This window comes from Luteibacter sp. GL_149, from assembly GCF_057834065.1.
The window spans coordinates 103736-118985 of sequence record NZ_CM174395.1 but is presented as its reverse complement, the minus strand read 5'-3'; the positions used below and the strand labels follow the sequence as shown (position 1 = coordinate 118985).

13 protein-coding genes are annotated in these 15250 nt (G+C 64.6%); 6 read left to right on the top strand and 7 right to left on the bottom strand.

Features of this window, described 5'->3' with window-relative positions; all coding sequences use genetic code 11:
• Nucleotides 1–74: 74 nt before the first annotated feature.
• The gene (locus AC3IR3_RS00505; RefSeq protein ID WP_489195115.1) at nucleotides 75–1346 is read left to right on the top strand and encodes an RNA polymerase sigma factor; all 1272 of its coding nucleotides are present in this window, start codon (nucleotides 75–77) and stop codon (nucleotides 1344–1346) included.
• Nucleotides 1347–1424: 78 nt separating this feature from the next.
• On the opposite strand, the gene AC3IR3_RS00500 is transcribed toward AC3IR3_RS00505, so the two are convergent.
• The 6 genes from AC3IR3_RS00500 to modA are packed head-to-tail and all read right to left on the bottom strand — an operon-like array spanning nucleotide 1425 to nucleotide 6227.
• Nucleotides 1425–1904, bottom strand: coding sequence for a T6SS immunity protein Tdi1 domain-containing protein (locus AC3IR3_RS00500; protein ID WP_489195114.1), 480 nt, complete (start codon nucleotides 1902–1904; stop codon nucleotides 1425–1427).
• A gap of 26 nt (nucleotides 1905–1930) precedes the next feature.
• On the bottom strand, nucleotides 1931–3091 hold the full coding sequence (locus AC3IR3_RS00495; protein WP_489195113.1) for a serine hydrolase domain-containing protein: 1161 nt from the start codon (nucleotides 3089–3091) through the stop codon (nucleotides 1931–1933).
• Nucleotides 3092–3108: 17 nt separating this feature from the next.
• The gene (locus AC3IR3_RS00490; RefSeq protein WP_489195112.1) at nucleotides 3109–4089 is read right to left on the bottom strand and encodes a lysylphosphatidylglycerol synthase transmembrane domain-containing protein; all 981 of its coding nucleotides are present in this window, start codon (nucleotides 4087–4089) and stop codon (nucleotides 3109–3111) included.
• A complete protein-coding gene (locus AC3IR3_RS00485; protein WP_489195111.1) occupies nucleotides 4086–4808 on the bottom strand; it encodes a sulfate/molybdate ABC transporter ATP-binding protein in 723 nt (240 codons plus the stop codon). The genes AC3IR3_RS00490 and AC3IR3_RS00485 overlap by 4 nt, the downstream gene beginning before the upstream one ends.
• A complete protein-coding gene (modB, locus tag AC3IR3_RS00480; protein ID WP_489195110.1) occupies nucleotides 4805–5485 on the bottom strand; it encodes a molybdate ABC transporter permease subunit in 681 nt (226 codons plus the stop codon). The genes AC3IR3_RS00485 and modB overlap by 4 nt, the downstream gene beginning before the upstream one ends.
• A 7-nt stretch (nucleotides 5486–5492) precedes the next feature.
• Complete coding sequence (gene modA, locus AC3IR3_RS00475; RefSeq protein ID WP_489196989.1) at nucleotides 5493–6227, bottom strand: molybdate ABC transporter substrate-binding protein; 735 nt, start codon at nucleotides 6225–6227, stop codon at nucleotides 5493–5495.
• 235 nt (nucleotides 6228–6462) lie between these two features.
• Between modA and AC3IR3_RS00470 the strand changes: the two genes are divergently transcribed.
• On the top strand, nucleotides 6463–6891 hold the full coding sequence (locus tag AC3IR3_RS00470) for a DUF2946 domain-containing protein (RefSeq protein WP_489195109.1): 429 nt from the start codon (nucleotides 6463–6465) through the stop codon (nucleotides 6889–6891).
• Between the two features lie 41 nt (nucleotides 6892–6932).
• Nucleotides 6933–9212 (top strand): TonB-dependent receptor, encoded by a 2280-nt coding sequence (locus tag AC3IR3_RS00465; protein WP_489195108.1) that lies wholly within the window; start codon nucleotides 6933–6935, stop codon nucleotides 9210–9212.
• A 54-nt stretch (nucleotides 9213–9266) separates the two neighbouring features.
• On the opposite strand, the gene AC3IR3_RS00460 is transcribed toward AC3IR3_RS00465, so the two are convergent.
• Nucleotides 9267–10097 (bottom strand): PhzF family phenazine biosynthesis protein, encoded by an 831-nt coding sequence (locus AC3IR3_RS00460; protein ID WP_489195107.1) that lies wholly within the window; start codon nucleotides 10095–10097, stop codon nucleotides 9267–9269.
• Nucleotides 10098–10389: 292 nt separating this feature from the next.
• On the opposite strand from AC3IR3_RS00460, the gene AC3IR3_RS00455 reads away from it, so the two are divergent.
• The 3 genes from AC3IR3_RS00455 to AC3IR3_RS00445 all read left to right on the top strand — a co-directional run bounded on the left by AC3IR3_RS00455 (nucleotide 10390) and on the right by AC3IR3_RS00445 (nucleotide 15224).
• On the top strand, nucleotides 10390–12552 hold the full coding sequence (locus AC3IR3_RS00455) for a glycoside hydrolase family 3 N-terminal domain-containing protein (protein WP_489196988.1): 2163 nt from the start codon (nucleotides 10390–10392) through the stop codon (nucleotides 12550–12552).
• A 132-nt stretch (nucleotides 12553–12684) separates the two neighbouring features.
• The gene (locus AC3IR3_RS00450) at nucleotides 12685–13470 is read left to right on the top strand and encodes a 3-hydroxybutyrate dehydrogenase (protein WP_489195106.1); all 786 of its coding nucleotides are present in this window, start codon (nucleotides 12685–12687) and stop codon (nucleotides 13468–13470) included.
• Between the two features lie 92 nt (nucleotides 13471–13562).
• A complete protein-coding gene (locus AC3IR3_RS00445; protein ID WP_489195105.1) occupies nucleotides 13563–15224 on the top strand; it encodes an alpha/beta fold hydrolase in 1662 nt (553 codons plus the stop codon).
• Nucleotides 15225–15250 lie beyond the last annotated feature (26 nt).

Below are 15250 nucleotides of genomic sequence, written 5' to 3'. Positions count from 1 at the left end.
TGCAACGTAAACGCATGGATATTGCCGCACCGTGCCTTGCGCAACCGGTGGAGGCGGTGGTGTGATCGGTGGCTATGACCGCTACCGACACCCACCGTGCCATCGATGCGATCTGGAAGATCGAATCGCCGCGTCTTATCGCCGGCATTGCCCGCCTCGTACGCGATGTCGGGTTAGCCGAGGAGCTGGCGCAGGATGCGCTGGTCGCCGCGCTGGAAAACTGGCCCAAAGCCGGCGTGCCGGACAATCCCGGCGCGTGGCTGATGGCCACCGCGAAGCATCGCGCGATCGACCGCATCCGCCGCGAGCGCATGGCCGGCCGCAAGGTCGAAGCCTTCGCGTACGACGTGGAAACGCTGGCCGAATCCGAGAACGACGCGCTGATCGACTCGATCGACGACGACATAGGCGACGACCTGCTGCGCCTGATCTTCGTTGCCTGCCATCCCGTGCTTTCGCTCGACGCGCAACTGGCGCTGACACTGCGTCTGCTGGGCGGCCTGACGACGGACGAGATTGCCCGGGCGTTCCTCGTGCCCGAATCGACGATCGCCCAGCGGATCGTGCGCGCCAAGCGGACCCTGGCCGATGCGGGCGTGCCGTTCGAAGTGCCTCGTGGCGACGAATTGCAGGCGCGGCTCGCCTCCGTACTCAAGGTCGTCTATCTCATCTTCAACGAAGGCTATACCGCGACCGCGGGCAGCGACTGGATGCGCCCCACCCTGTGCGAGGACGCACTGCGCCTTGGCCGTGTGCTGGTCGGGCTGATGCCGCACGAGCCTGAAGTACACGGCCTGGTCGCCCTGCTGGAAATTCAGGCATCGCGCGCCGGTGCGCGACTGGGACCCACCGGCGAACCGATCCTGCTCCTCGACCAGGATCGCGCACGCTGGGACCGGCTGCTGATCCATCGCGGCCTGGCGGCGCTGGAGCTGGCCGAACGGCTGCGCGATGCGCGCGGCCCGTATACGTTGCAGGCCGCCATCGCGGCATGTCACGCGCGTGCGCTGGCCGCCGAACAGACGGACTGGACGCGTATCGCGTCCCTCTATGCCGAACTGATGGCGTTGAACCCGTCGCCCATCGTGGAACTGAATCGCGCCGTGGCCGTGTCGATGGCCGCCGGTCCGGACGCGGGACTCGCCATCGTCGACACGTTGCTGGACGAGCCTTCGCTCAAGAACTACCACCTGCTGCCCAGCGTACGCGGCGACTTCCTGTTCCGGCTGGGTCGCCTGGACGAAGCCCGGCAGGAATTCGAAAGGGCCGGCAGCCTCGCGCGCAATGCACGCGAACAGACATTGCTGGCGGCGCGGGCGGAAGCGTGTTCGCCCGGCGCGACGTAAATATCGCGTCGGTCTATGTCCGCGACCCGGACGAAAACCCGATCGAGATATCGAACTACCGGACGGTCTGACGATGCCTCAGTGGCGGACTTCGAACTCGACGTCCGTTCCGTCCGACAGACCCTGAATCGCTTCGATCAGTTCGCCGGTTTCGCTGAAGTGCTCGATGGCGGGTACGGGCCGCATGTTGTGGGGCTCGTAGACGCCATCGGCGAACACCGGCAGCGTGACATAGGTGTAACACTCGCCGGGACTCAGAACCTTGCCCTCGTCGCGCAGTGCTTCGATCAGCAGCGGCAGCAGCCAGTCGTCCTGTACGTCCTTGCCGCGCAGCAGTTCGTTGAATTCCGGCACGGTCTCCGCGACCTTGTCGTTCTCGCCGGTGCCCGTATTGAGCCAGTACACGCCGCCCTCGTCCGCCTCGTAGAACATATCGCCCAGGGCCGTGAACAGCAGCGGTGTAAACGCGACGCCAACGCGCCATTCCCAGGCCTTCGCAAGGGCTTCGATAGCCTCGGCGTCGGGCTTGCAGATGAGATCGTCCCAGGTGAGGGCCATGGCGGGTTCCTGCGTTCGTCGGGCGTCTATTTTACTCCGCCGTCCACGGCGGCGGTAACCGCGTCGATGAAGGCCTGGCGGGCGCGCGTCTGCGCGCTGTCCGTGGCCACCGGCCATGCGGCCAGCTGCACGATCGCCAGGTGTCGCGAAGGATCGAGATAAAGAACCTGTCCGAAAATACCCAGGCCCGCGTAACGCCCGCCGTCGAAGGTCCACCACTGATAACCGTAGCCCCGGCCCGGCGCACCGATGTCGGCATGCTTGCGCGTGGCATCGGCCAGCCAGCCATCCGCCAGCACCGGCTTGCCGTTCGCGATACCGCCATCGAGAAGGAACTGCCCCATGCGGGCATAGTCGGACAGCGTGGCCGAGACACCCGAACCGCCTGCCTCGGTGCCGTCGACAGGGTCTTTCAGCCAGATGGCATCCTGCGCCATGCCGTACGGTTTCCAGATTTTTTCCGACAGGTACGCGGCCAGCGTGCGTCCGGTGGCCCGCGTTACCAGGATGCCGATCAGGTCCGTCTCGCCCGTTTTGTAAACCCAATGGGTGCCCGGTTTCGATTCCGACGGCAGCTTCGCCATATAGGAAACGAGGAGGGGCGTGCCAGGAACGCGCGCGCCTTCGTACATCTGCGCGACGTCCGAATTCGGGTCCACATAGTCCTCGTTCCAACGGACGCCCGACGTCATCGTCAGAAGCTGGCGCACGGTCACGTCGCGGTATCCGCTGTCCGACAGCGCGGGGATGTATCGGGTCACCGGATCGTCGAGGTTGTGGATGCTGCCGTCGCGCAGCGCCGCACCCACCAGCGTGGATGTGAACGACTTCGCGACCGAAAAGGAGGTCCAGCGCTGGGTCGGGCCGAAACCGAGACCGTAGCGCTCGAGCCGGACCTTGCCGTCCTGGAGCACCATGATCCCCGCCACGTGGTGGTCGGACATATAGGTATCTAGCGTGGTTCCGTCGTTCCAGCGCGGCAGCAATGGCGTGCCCGCCGGCAGCGCGTGCACGTTCGTGCCATGCGCGATCCGATTGCTGGCGTACTGCGTTTCCATGGCGCGGAAGTGGATTTCGCGCTGGCCCTGGTTCCAGAACAGGACGTCGGTGCGACGAGCCGATGGCGTCGTCGCGCAGGCAACGCATAGACCGAGCGCCGCGATGCGGAAAAGTCGATAGAGGCGCATGGTTTTTCCTGGATAGTTCAGCGACTGGGAACAGCCGCGGCGTCCCTGCGCAACAGGGCGCGACGCCGGATCTCGAACGCCACCAGCGCCAGCGACGAAAGAAAGAACGGAACCAGGCCGTAGATCACCCGATAGGCCAGCAGCGCCGCGAGTACCTGGGGCCGCGCCTGCTCGGGAAATGCCACGAGCGTCAACGCTTCGAATGCGCCGATGCCGCCCGGTGCGTTGCTGACGATGCCAGCGATGACCGCACCCATGTAGATCGGAATGAAGTCGACGAAATCGCCGGCGATTTCCGGCGGCAACAAAAGATACATGGCGGCAATCGCGCCGCTCATCTCCACGACGCCGATCGCGATCTGCGCACCGGCGGATCGGGCGGAGGGTACGGGCGTCGAGAATTTTCCGATGCGCAGGTCGGTATGTTTGCCCGATAGCCACATCAGCAACGCACCGAAGGCCGCGATCAGGGCAACGCCCGGCCAGCGTCCCCAGCCGTTGGTGATCGACGGTTCGAGCATCAATGCAATGCACGTTATCGCGGCGAAACCCATGGCGACGCTGAAGCCGACCAGGCCGACGATGCGCGCTACGTCGGGAGCGGTGACGCCACGCGTGGCCAGAAGACGATAACGCAGCGCCGTACCCGTGATCGCGTGGAATCCGAGCGCGTTGCAGACCGCGTGCGACGTGGCGCCGGAGAACAACGCCATTCGCGTGGAAATCTGTCCCGGTACGACGGTGCGAACGGCGAACAGGTCGTAGGCGGCGAGCGCGGCCCAGCTGACCAGCGTCGCCGCGACGGAGCCGACGACGTGCCAGCGCGGCGTACGTTCCAGCGCCGCCAGCACGTCGTGCCAGGCCATCTTCGAAATGTACTTGTTCAGCACCCACGCGGCGCCGGCCACCACGAGGATCGCGAGTACGTAGTGCACCGATTTGCCCAGCCAGGCCTTGTGGGGTTGGGCGTTGTCCGGAGGACGGGTGGTGCGGTTCACTGGGATTCGATGTCCGTGCGCAGGGGACCCGCGTCGCGTGCCGGGGGTCGCGCATCTTCCCACAACCGGCCATCCCTGATTTCGATGGTGTGACCGTCGAGCGCCTCCACGTCGTCCGGATCGTGGGTGATGACCAGCAACTGGAGGTCCAGCCGCGCCTGTAGTTCGCGCAGTTCGCGGCGCATACGGCCGCGCAGGGCCGGATCGAGCGCGGCGAAAGGCTCGTCGAGCAGGACGATACCCGGCTCGCTGGCCAGCGCGCGTGCCAGCGCGACGCGCTGGCGCTGGCCACCGGAAATGCGCGCGGGATAACTGTCGGCGATGCCGCGCAGTTCGAAGGTATCGAGCCAGTGCGCGACGGCCCGGCTGCGCTCGCGACGCGACGGATTCAGGAGACCGCTCGTCAACCCGAAGCCGATGTTCTGTGCCACGGTCAGGTGCGGAAACAACGCATAGTCCTGAAACAGGTAGGCGACCTGACGATGTCGTGGCGCGAGGTCGACCCCTGTCGAGGCATCGAACAGCACGCAATTCCGCACTCGGATATGGCCCGCGTCGGGCGTGAGCAAGCCGGCGATAGCGCGCAGCGTGAGGCTCTTGCCCGCGCCGGACGGACCGAAAAGCACGATGCGCCTGCTGTCCGACGCGAACGCGACATCGAGCGTGAAGCGCCGATCGTCCGCCGAGAGTTCTTTCACGATCGCGACATCGACCGTCATGAGCGATGCCTCCGGATATTCGCCCGATCGGGCGACAGCCAACCGGCAAGCAACAACGCAATCACGCAGGTGACCGACGTCACGAGGACCATCGTACCGGCGGTCGCGTCGTCGCCGGCCTGTACCGCCGCGTAGATCGCCACGGAAAGCGTCTGCGTACGGCCCGGAAGATTGCCGGCGATCATCAGGGTCGCGCCGAACTCGCCGAGCGCACGCGCGAAGGCGAGCAGCGCACCGGCGGTGATACCGCGCGCAGCCAGCGGCAGCGACACGCGAAAGAACACCGCCAGTTCGCGCAGGCCGAGTACGCGCGCGGCATCCTCTAATTGCGGGTCGACGTTCTCGAACGCGGCGCGTGCCGCCTTCTGCACCAGCGGGAACGCCACCAGCGTCGATGCGATCACCGCACCCTGCCAGGTAAAAACCAGCTGAATGCCGACGCGATCCAGCCATTCGCCGAACACCCCGCGACGACCCAGCAGCACGAGCAGGTAATAGCCGAGAACGGTCGGCGGAAGCACCAGCGGAAGGGTGAGGATCGAGTCGACCACTTCGCGAACGGGCGAACGCCAGCGAGACAGGCCGAACGCAACCGCCACACCCAGGACGAGATTGATCGCCGTCGCCCATAGCGCCACCTTCAACGAGAGCGCGAGCGGTATCCAGATCGCGCTCACGGGGATCTCAAGGCGCGAGGAAACCGAAGGTTCTCAGGATCGACTGACCGTCGGGCGACAGTACGAAATCCTCGAACGCTTTCGCTTCGCCGGCCTGTTTCGAACCGGCGACCATGGCAACGGGATAGCTGATGGGTTTAGGTGTCGGCACGATGGCGGCCACGGTCACCTTGTCCTTCATGATCGCGGCGTCGGTGGCGAAGACGAAGCCGGCTTCGACCTCGCCGCGCGCGACATAGTCGAGGCTCTGGCGTACGTTCTGCGCCAGCACGCCCTTCGCCGAGACGGCGTCCCAAAGGCCGGATGCCTCGAGCGCCGCGCGGGTATAGCGGCCCACGGGTACCGACGCGGGATCGCCATAGGCCACGCGATGCACATCCGCGCGCTTCAGGTCGGTGGGCGACGAGATCGCCGTCTTGCTGCCGGCCGGCACGATCAGTACGAGACGGTTCGTCGCGAAATTTTTCCGCGTTGCCGCATCGACTGCCTTTGCTTCCACCGCCTTGTCCATCGCCGTCTGGTCGGCCGAGGCGAACACGTCCGCTGGCGCACCGCTGGCAATCTGGCGCAGCAGCACGTCGGATGCAGCGAAATTCAGTACGACGTGCGTGCCGGGATGCTTCGCTTCATAGGCTTTGCCGACGGCCTGAAAGGCGTCGGTGAGGCTGGATGCAGCGGACACGACAAGGTCGGCGGCGGATGCCGCGGCGACGCCGGCAAGCAAGGCGGCGGCGAGGGCAATACGCGGGAAGATTCGGCGCATGATCCGTGGCTCCGATGGCGAATGAGCGCCATAGTGGTCGGTGCGGTGCGGGGGGTCAATGTGGGGCGGGAAGGAGAGGAAGGGTCGACGAAAGCTCCTTCACCGTCGCCCCTGCGCAGGCAGGGGCCTAGTGCGGTGCGGTGAGTTTTCGCGATCACGCCCGACCATGCTCTGAAGACGCGGCCGTTTGTCGCAGCCCCAACGCGACGCCCGCGTGCGATCATCCCTGGACCCCGGTCCGGGGTTCAGTTTTCAGGGGATGCGCGTGCATCGTGGCGTAACGCAAAGCCGGTTCATGGCGTGGATGGCGATGTTCGCCATCTGGCTGTCGATCCTGGCGCCGGTGGCCTCCAGGGCCATGCCGGCGGCGTCCGCCTTCCCCGAGCTCGGCGCATGGTGCGAAGGCCGTGCCGGTCTGGTCGACCATGCTCAACCCGACGGCCACGACATCGGCCACATGGATGCCTGCGGTTACTGCACGCTACTGGCCCAGAATCCCACGATCGGCACGGTTGCCTTCGTCGCCCACCTGCTTCCCCTCCCTGGCTTCGTCGCCGCCACGCTGCCGGTTAAACACGGCATCGATGCGCCGCTCGTCCTTCATGCACCGCCACGTGGTCCACCGCGTTTCGCGAACGTCTGATCCTCCCGATCCCCTCGTTCTCCGAAAACCGGATAGTTCACATGTCGATTCGTTCCCTGTACGAAGGCGGCCCACTGGCCGTCGCCATCGCGTGCGCATTCGCGCTGCCGGCTTATGCCGACGAGCCGCAGCGCGCGCAGACCCTTAAGGAAATACGCGTTTCCGCCACCGGCGACGCACCCGCCGTCGATCCCAACATGCCCGCCGTCGTCGAAAGCGTGACGGCCGCGAAGCTCGACCGGCTGAACATCGTCAACGCCGAAGACGCACTGAAGTACATGCCGGCTTTCGGCATCCGCAAACGTTTCATCGGCGACGAGAACGCGACGTTCTCCGTACGCGGCACCAGCAACCAGCAAAGCGCCCGTGGCCTGGTCTATCTCGACGGTTTGCTGCTCAGCAACCTGCTCGGAAATACCTGGGGAACCCCGCCACGCTGGTCGATGGCGTTTCCGGACAACCTCGCGCGTGTCGACGTCATCTACGGCGCTTACTCGGCGCTCTATCCCGGTAACTCCATCGGCGCGACGGTCGTGATGACGACGCGTATGCCAACGAAGCTGGAGATGACCGCCGAAGTACAGGGGTTCACCCAGAACGTCGATACCTACGGCGTGAATCGCGACTTCGGTGGCAGCCGGCAGGCCGCGACGCTGGGCGATCGCATCGGCAATCTGTCCTTCCTGATCGGCGTGGCGCATCTGCAAGCCAACGGACAGCCGCTGGTCTATGCGACGCAGAACCTTTCGTCGCGCCCCGGCACCGTCAATCCGGTCACCGGCGCCATCGCCGACACGGGGGCGAACGGCCTCCCGCGCCAGGTGCTCGGCGTCAACAGCGAGGGCCAGGAAGCAACGAGCCAGGACGAAGCCCGGATCAAGCTTGCCTACGATTTCACACCGACCCTGCAGGGCGGCCTGACGATGGGTTACTGGAATCAGGACCTCTCGCATCGCACGGAGAGCTTCCTGCGCGACGCTTCGGGACGTCCGGTCTACAGCGGCACGGTGAGTATCGAGGGCCGGCAGTACACGTTGCCCGCGAGCTTCTTTGCTCCAAGCACGCGACAGAGCCGAAATTATCTCTATGGCGCATCGCTCGGCACGCATAACGAGACGGGCTGGAACGTCGAGGCCAACGCCTCGTACTTCGACATGGACCGCAACCGCGATCGCGTGGCTTCGTCCGTCACGGACAATGGCGCGGGACAGCTCACGGCAGGCGACGGCAGCCGCTGGCGGACCTTCGATCTGCGCGCCAGTTACCGGCCCGAATCCCTCGCGCCCAACAGTCACTGGGTGAGCTTCGGCTATCACTACGATGGCTACGCGCTGAAGAACGAGGTATCGGCTCTCACCCAGTGGCGCAGCGGTGGCGCTACCGCCGACCAGGGCGGCAACGGCGGCAGCACGCAGACCCAGGCCGTTTACATTCAGGACGCCTGGCAGCTCACCGATCGCTGGCAACTCACGACCGGCGCACGTTTCGAGCAGTGGCGCGCCTTCGACGGTACGCGCGCCACGGCAACGGCGTCGACGAACTATCCACAGCGCAAGGAAACGCACACGTCGCCCAAGGCGTCGCTGTCATGGCAGGCGGCGGACAACCTCGTACTGCGGCTTTCGGCGGCGCGGGCCTACCGCTTCCCCACGGTGAGCGAACTCTTCCAGGGTACGTTCAACGGCATTTCGCTCGTCAACAACGATCCGAACCTGAAGCCGGAAAACGATCTGTCGCGCGAACTGACGGCCGAGTGGTATCACCCCAACAGCGTGACGCGTTTTTCGCTCTATCGCAGCGATACGCGCAATACGCTGTTCAGTCAGACCGACACAACCGTGTTCCCCAACGTGACCAATGTCCAGAATGTGGGACTCGTACGCACACGCGGCGCCGAAGCCAGCTACGACGGCCAGGGCGTGTGGTGGGACCGGCTGGATCTTTCCGCCAACGCGGCGTATACGCAGGCCACGACGGTGCGCAACGAGCGCAATCCGGCATCGGTGGGCAAGCAGTTCTATCGCATTCCGCGCTGGCGAGCGAACCTGGTCGCGACGCTGCATACCTCGGAACGCACCATGCTGACGCTGGCGGGCCGGTATTCCGGGCGCCAGTACAACACGCTGGACCATAGCGACATCGACCCGAATACGTTCGGCGGCGCCAGTGCGTTCCTTACCTGGGATGCGAAGCTGGTTTACCGGCCCACCGATCATCTCGACCTGGGCGTTGGCGTCGACAACCTCACTGACCGTCGTTACTACGTCTATTACCCCTACCCGTCGCGCACGGTGATGGTCGAAGCGAAGTACAGACTGTGAATGGATAAGGGAGCGCGGCGGGCCCGCGCTCCCTTATCGGCATCGAACCGGGCGTTACAGACTGACGCTACCGTCGATGCACGTTACCGCCGATCCGCCGACCCAGAGGTCGCCATCGATGCTTTCGACGTAGACGCGGCCAGCGCGGCCAAGTGCCGTGCCCTGCGCCGCCACGTAGCGGGGCGGCAGACGGCCGCTTCCGATCAGCCACTGTGCGATACCCGCATTCAGGCTGCCGGTTACCGGGTCCTCGGGCATGCCGTCGCCGGGAATGAAGGCGCGGACCTCCACATCGGCGTCGCCGTTCCTCCACGGTGCGACGACACCCACTTTCATGCCGGCGAGGATGTGTCGATCGGGTTTCGCCGCCAGTACATCCTCGCGATCCTCCAGCAGGACGGCCAGCCAGCCCGGGCCGTTATCGACCCAGGTCGCGGCAACGACACGATCGCGGCCGATAGCCAATCCACGGCATATGCGTTCGATGGTTTCTTCGTCGAGTGGGCCGTCGCGCCGCAGCGGCGGCGCCGCGAAGGCCAGACGCTCACCGTCGAGCCGAATCCGGATGGACCCGATGCCACATTCCTGCACGACGTGTTTCGCCTTCGGACGCCCGCCCGCTTCCAGCCACGCACGACACGATCCCAGTGTGGGATGGCCCGCGAACGGCAGTTCGCCGGTCGTCGTGAAGATGCGCACGCGATAGTCAGCATCGGGCAGCGTCGGTCGGAGCAGGAAGGTCGTTTCGCTGAGATTCGTCCACCGCGCGAACGCGGCCATCTGTTCGTCCGACAGGCCGTTGGCGTCGAGCACGACGGCAAGGGGGTTGCCCTGGGTGGGCGTCGACGTGAAGACGTCGAGCTGTTTGAAGGGAAAGGTGGTCATGGGAGAAGTCGGCTCGCGGCGAGTACGCGCTGGAAGATACCAGCATGTCCCGCTGGTATCAGGCATTGCGAGACCGGGGGAATGACCCTTGCGCGACTGACCGGTCCAGGGGGCATATCCTGAGTCTCGCAATCCGTTGTACCCTTTGCGCCGCAACGACGTAATCGTTTTCACGTAACGCACGTTACATGGCCCGGAGACGGGTCGATACCGGTATGCTTCGCGGCCTGTTCCCCCGCTGCGGTCGTGACGTGCCGCTGTGTTCCCCCTGCTGCAAGAGTGTTCGCCCATGATTCGTGATCCCCGCATCGAAGACCTGATCGCCCGCATGACCGTCGAAGAGAAGGTCGGCCAGTTGGGCGTGTTCGCCGATGCCGTCCGCCCGTTCGCGCCGGACGTGAATCCGGAAGTGAACGCCCGTGGCGCGAGCGAAGTGCTGGACCAGATCCGCGCGGGCCTCGTCGGCGCGCTGTTCAACGGCGTGGGGGCGCTGGAAGGTCGCGAGGCACAGCGTGTTGCCATCGAGGAAAGTCGCCTGGGCATTCCGCTGATCCTTGGCGCCGATGTGATCCACGGCATGCGCACCGTGTTTCCGATTCCGCTCGGCGAAGCCGCCAGCTTCGAACCGGACCTGGCCGAGCGCACCGCGCGGGTCACCGCGGTCGAAGCCACCGCGGCGGGCATCCACTGGACCTACGCTCCCGCCGTCGACATCGCGCGCGACCAGCGTTGGGGTCGCGGTGCGGAAGGTTCGGGCGAGGACGTCGTGCTGGGCAGTGCCTTCGCCGCGGCTCGCGTCCGTGGTTTCCAGGGCACCGACCTGACGGCGACCGATTCGCTGCTGTCCACGCCCAAGCATTTCGCCGCCTACGGCGCGGTGGCCGGCGGCATGGAATACAACAGCGTCGATATCTCCGAGCAGACCTTGCGCGACGTGCACCTGCCACCCTTCAAGGCGGCGCTCCACGCGGGCGCGCTGACGATCATGAGCGCCTTCAACGACATCAACGGCGTGCCTGCGTCGGCCAGTCGCGAACTGATGACGGACATCCTGCGCGGCGAATGGGCGTTCGAAGGCTTCGTCGTCTCCGATTACACGGCCGATTTCGAACTGGTCGCACACGGCTACGCCGCCGACGAACGCGACGCCGCGCGCCTGGCGTTTATCGCAGGCGTGGACATGAGCATGCAGAGCGGCCTGTATGCCGCGCATCTTCCAGACCTGATCGAGAAAGGCGAAGTCTCGATGGAGATGCTCGACGAAAGCGTTCGTCGCGTGCTCTCGGTGAAATCCGCGATCGGCTTGTTCGACAATCCGTACCGTTCGCTCGATCCCGTGCGCGAAGCCGACGATTCGCTGCGCGAAGCCCACGGCGAACTGGCACGCGATGCGGCACGACGCTCCATCGTGATGCTGAAGAACGACGGCGTGCTTCCGTTGCGCAAGACGGGGCAGCGCGTGGCGTTGATCGGGCCGTTCGGCGCGGACCAGGACAACCTCGAAGGCTGCTGGACCCTGTTTGGCGACAAGACGCGTCACGTCGATATCGCCAGCGGTCTGCGCGCCGTACTGCCGGAACTGGTGGTGGTGGAAGGCTCGGGTATCGAGGAACCCATCGAGGGCGGCATCGAAGCCGCAGTCGCCGCGGCGAGGGCCGCCGATGTCGTGCTTCTGGCCGTCGGCGAACCGCAGAATTATTCGGGCGAGGCGCAATCGCGCGCACAGATTATCGTACCGCCCGCGCAGCAGCAGCTGATCGAAGCCGTGGCCGCTACCGGCACGCCTGTCGTCATCCTGCTGAAGAACGGACGTGCGCTCGCTCTTACCGGCGCGGTCCGTCATGCAAACGCCATTCTCGTTACGTGGTTCCTCGGCAGCCAGACGGGCCCCGCGATCGCCGATGTCGTGTTCGGCGACTACAACCCGGCAGGCCGCCTGCCCGTCAGCTTCCCGCAGGACGCGGGGCAGCAGCCGTTCTTCTACAACCACCTGCGCACCGGCCGTCCCGAGCTTGCCGACCAGCCACCTGCGTTCAAGTCGCGCTGGCGCGAGATCACGCATGAAGCGCTGTATCCGTTCGGACACGGCCTCAGCTACACGACGTTCGAGTACACCGCGCCGAAGGTCAGTGCCGCGAGTATCGGCTGGGACGATACCCTTATCGTCAGCACCACCGTCACCAACACCGGCAAGGTAGCCGGTGAAGAAGTCGTCCAGCTCTACGTACACGACCGCGTCGCCAGTCGCGTGCGCCCGATCAAGGAACTGAAGGGCTTCCGCAAGATTCACCTCGCACCCGGCGCGTCGGTCGAAGTCAGCTTCGAGCTGACCCGCACCGATGTCGCGTTCACCCAGCGCGATGGCACGTTCACCGCCGAACCCGGCGCGTTCGACGTCTGGATCGCGGGATCGTCGGAAGGCGGCGAAGCAGCGGAGTTCACGCTGCGCGGTTGATTGGGCACTCTTGTTGTAGGAGCCCGCTTGCGGGCTCCTACAAAAGAACGACCAGGGCATACCGACCTTTGGGCAATGGGGGCACCCTGCATGCAGGCGCATAATCGGCGGCAGTCCCGACGGAGCTTCGCCATGCATGATCTGACCGACAAAGTTGCCCTCGTTACCGGTGCCGCCAGCGGTATCGGCCGCGAAATTGCACGCGCCTACGCGCGCGCCGGCGCGAGAGTCGTCGTCGCCGATATCAACGAAGACGCAGCGCGCGCCACCGCGAAGTCGATGATCGCCGAAGGCGGTCAGGCGATGGGTATCGCCATGGATGTCTCCAACGAGACGCAGGTCGATGCCGGATTCGCCAGCATCGCGTCGGCATGGGGGCCCGTCGATGTTCTGGTAAGCAATGCCGGCGTGCAGATCATCTCGCCGCTGGTCGACTTCGCGTTCGCCGACTGGAAACGCATGCTTGCAATCCATCTCGATGGCGCATTCCTCACGACACGCGCCGCGATGCGCCAGATGATCCCGACGGGACGCGGCGGTTCCATCATCCTCATGGGGTCGGCGCATTCGCATGTCGCGTCGAAATTCAAAGCCCCGTATGTCACCGCAAAACACGGCCTCCTTGGCCTCGCACGCACGGTAGCGAAGGAAGGCGCTGAGCACGGCATTCGCTCCAATGTGATCTGTCCCGGCTTCGTACGCACGCCGCTGGTGGAAAAACAGATTCCCGAACAAGCGAAGGAACTCGGCATCACGGAAGAGGAAGTGATCCGCAACGTGATGTTGAAGGACACGGTCGATGGCGAGTTCACCACGGTGAAAGACATCGCGGACGTCGCGCTATTCCTGGCTGCATTTGGTTCGAACGCGCTGACAGGCCAGTCCATTACCGTGAGCCACGGCTGGTACATGAGCTAGCCATCGGCTGAACGTCAGCGAGGCTGACGCCTTACTTTCCTCCGCCAGCATCGTCGCTAACGTGGCTTCCTTTCAAGTGAAGGGGAGTCATCGTGAAAATACATGGACTGGCCAACGTTTCCGTGGCCGCATTGCTTGCGTGGCATACGCCGCTTGCCGCCACGTCGTCGGATGTCGAGTCGACACCGCGCTTTCCCGCCGTACCTGCAACTACCGTCACCTGGGGCATATGTAGCGAAAGTCTCGTCGGCGCGGACGCGCTGTCGCTTGGCGACCGCCTGCGCTGTGGACAGATGGAGGTTCCGCTCGATCATCACCGTCCCGAGACCGGAACGCTTACCGTCGCCCTGGTCCAGGTTAAGGCGCGAAACCTTGCCGAGCGTCGCGGCACATTGTTCGTTAATCCAGGTGGCCCCGGAGGATCGCCCATGTGGTTCGTTCCGCTGATGGCGCAACTGATGAACGAGGTAACCGCCGACGATGTCGTTCATGACCTGAAAATACGGCTTGCGGACGAATTCGACCTCGTCGGTGTCGTGCCGCGTGGACTACCGGGCGGCACGACGTTCCAATGCTCGTCGGCGAACGACGAAATCGTCTACAACGATCCGTTGGCCGACACAGGCGCGGCCAACGTCCAGGCGATTGATCGCGCCGCCCGCGCTTTTGCGGCGGCATGCCGTAACAACCCGTTCTATCCGTATATCTCGACCGAACAGACCGTCTACGATCTCGACCTTGTGCGCCGGTCGCTTGGCGAGCCGAAGCTCAACTACTACGGCATATCGTATGGGGCATGGCTCGGCGCGTGGTACGGCGCCACGTATCCCGAGCATGTCGACCGCATGCTTCTGGATTCCAGCATGGACTGGACCACGACCATGGAAGGCAATCTCCTGGCTGTGCCGCCCATGAGACACGAATATTTTCTCAGGCGGGTTGCAAATCCCGCTGCAAGATCGCCATCGACATACGGCCTTGGAAGCGACCCGGCGGCCATCGCGGGTCTCGTGAATCAACTGGTTCCGCTCGTACGCAAGGTCTGGGCAAATGACTACCGTATGCCCGAAAGCCTGCTCGCCGCGACGGCTGCGTCTGACTGGTTGCGCGCGACGCCCGCCATGACCGAGCCGGAAATGAAGGACCGCATAAATATCCACGTCTTCAGCACGACGCCTGAGGCGAACAGGCAAGCGAAGGCCGAGGCATTACGAGTGCTGCCCGATATCTTCGAGCCTGCACCCACGGTCGGGCCATTGCGTTTGCCGATCTGGGAGTCCGTCTACCAGGCCGTTATGTGCAACGACACGGAGACGGCTCGGGACAGTGCATTCTGGCAAACGAAAATTACCGAGTACGCAACGTTGTATCCGAGTTCGAGCGGCGAACATCTTTTCTATCCCTGCGCGTTCTGGGGCGGTCCGAACGCCGTACGTCCCCCGCTGCCACGTCTGAACAACGCGGGAAAAATCCTCATGGTGCATTCCGAGTTCGATGTCTCCACACCGCTGAGCGGCGCGATGCGCGCGTTCACCGCTACTGCGAACGCGCGATTGATTATTGCCAGGGACATAGACAAGCATGGTGTCTTCGGCAGCACCGGTTCCACATGCGTCGAAGCGGCCGCTGCGCGCTTTCTTCTCGACAGTGTGGTGCCTGCCAGAACACTAACGGAATGCTACACGCTACCGGTACCGATATTCCCGGTACACCGTCGCGACGTAACAGCGCGCGACACGCACGGTGGGCAATGAACGATGACCACGGCAAATACACTAAT

What these genes read in the sequence shown, in the direction of transcription:
- AC3IR3_RS00465 (WP_489195108.1), top strand. Translation starts at nt 6,933, where the DNA reads ATGTCGATTCGTTCCCTGTACGAAGGCGGCCCACTGGCCGTCGCCATC.
- AC3IR3_RS00485 (WP_489195111.1), bottom strand. Translation starts at nt 4,808, where the DNA reads ATGACGGTCGATGTCGCGATCGTGAAAGAACTCTCGGCGGACGATCGG.
- AC3IR3_RS00505 (WP_489195115.1), top strand. Translation starts at nt 75, where the DNA reads ATGACCGCTACCGACACCCACCGTGCCATCGATGCGATCTGGAAGATC.
- AC3IR3_RS00500 (WP_489195114.1), bottom strand. Translation starts at nt 1,904, where the DNA reads ATGGCCCTCACCTGGGACGATCTCATCTGCAAGCCCGACGCCGAGGCT.
- AC3IR3_RS00495 (WP_489195113.1), bottom strand. Translation starts at nt 3,091, where the DNA reads ATGCGCCTCTATCGACTTTTCCGCATCGCGGCGCTCGGTCTATGCGTT.
- AC3IR3_RS00450 (WP_489195106.1), top strand. Translation starts at nt 12,685, where the DNA reads ATGCATGATCTGACCGACAAAGTTGCCCTCGTTACCGGTGCCGCCAGC.
- AC3IR3_RS00460 (WP_489195107.1), bottom strand. Translation starts at nt 10,097, where the DNA reads ATGACCACCTTTCCCTTCAAACAGCTCGACGTCTTCACGTCGACGCCC.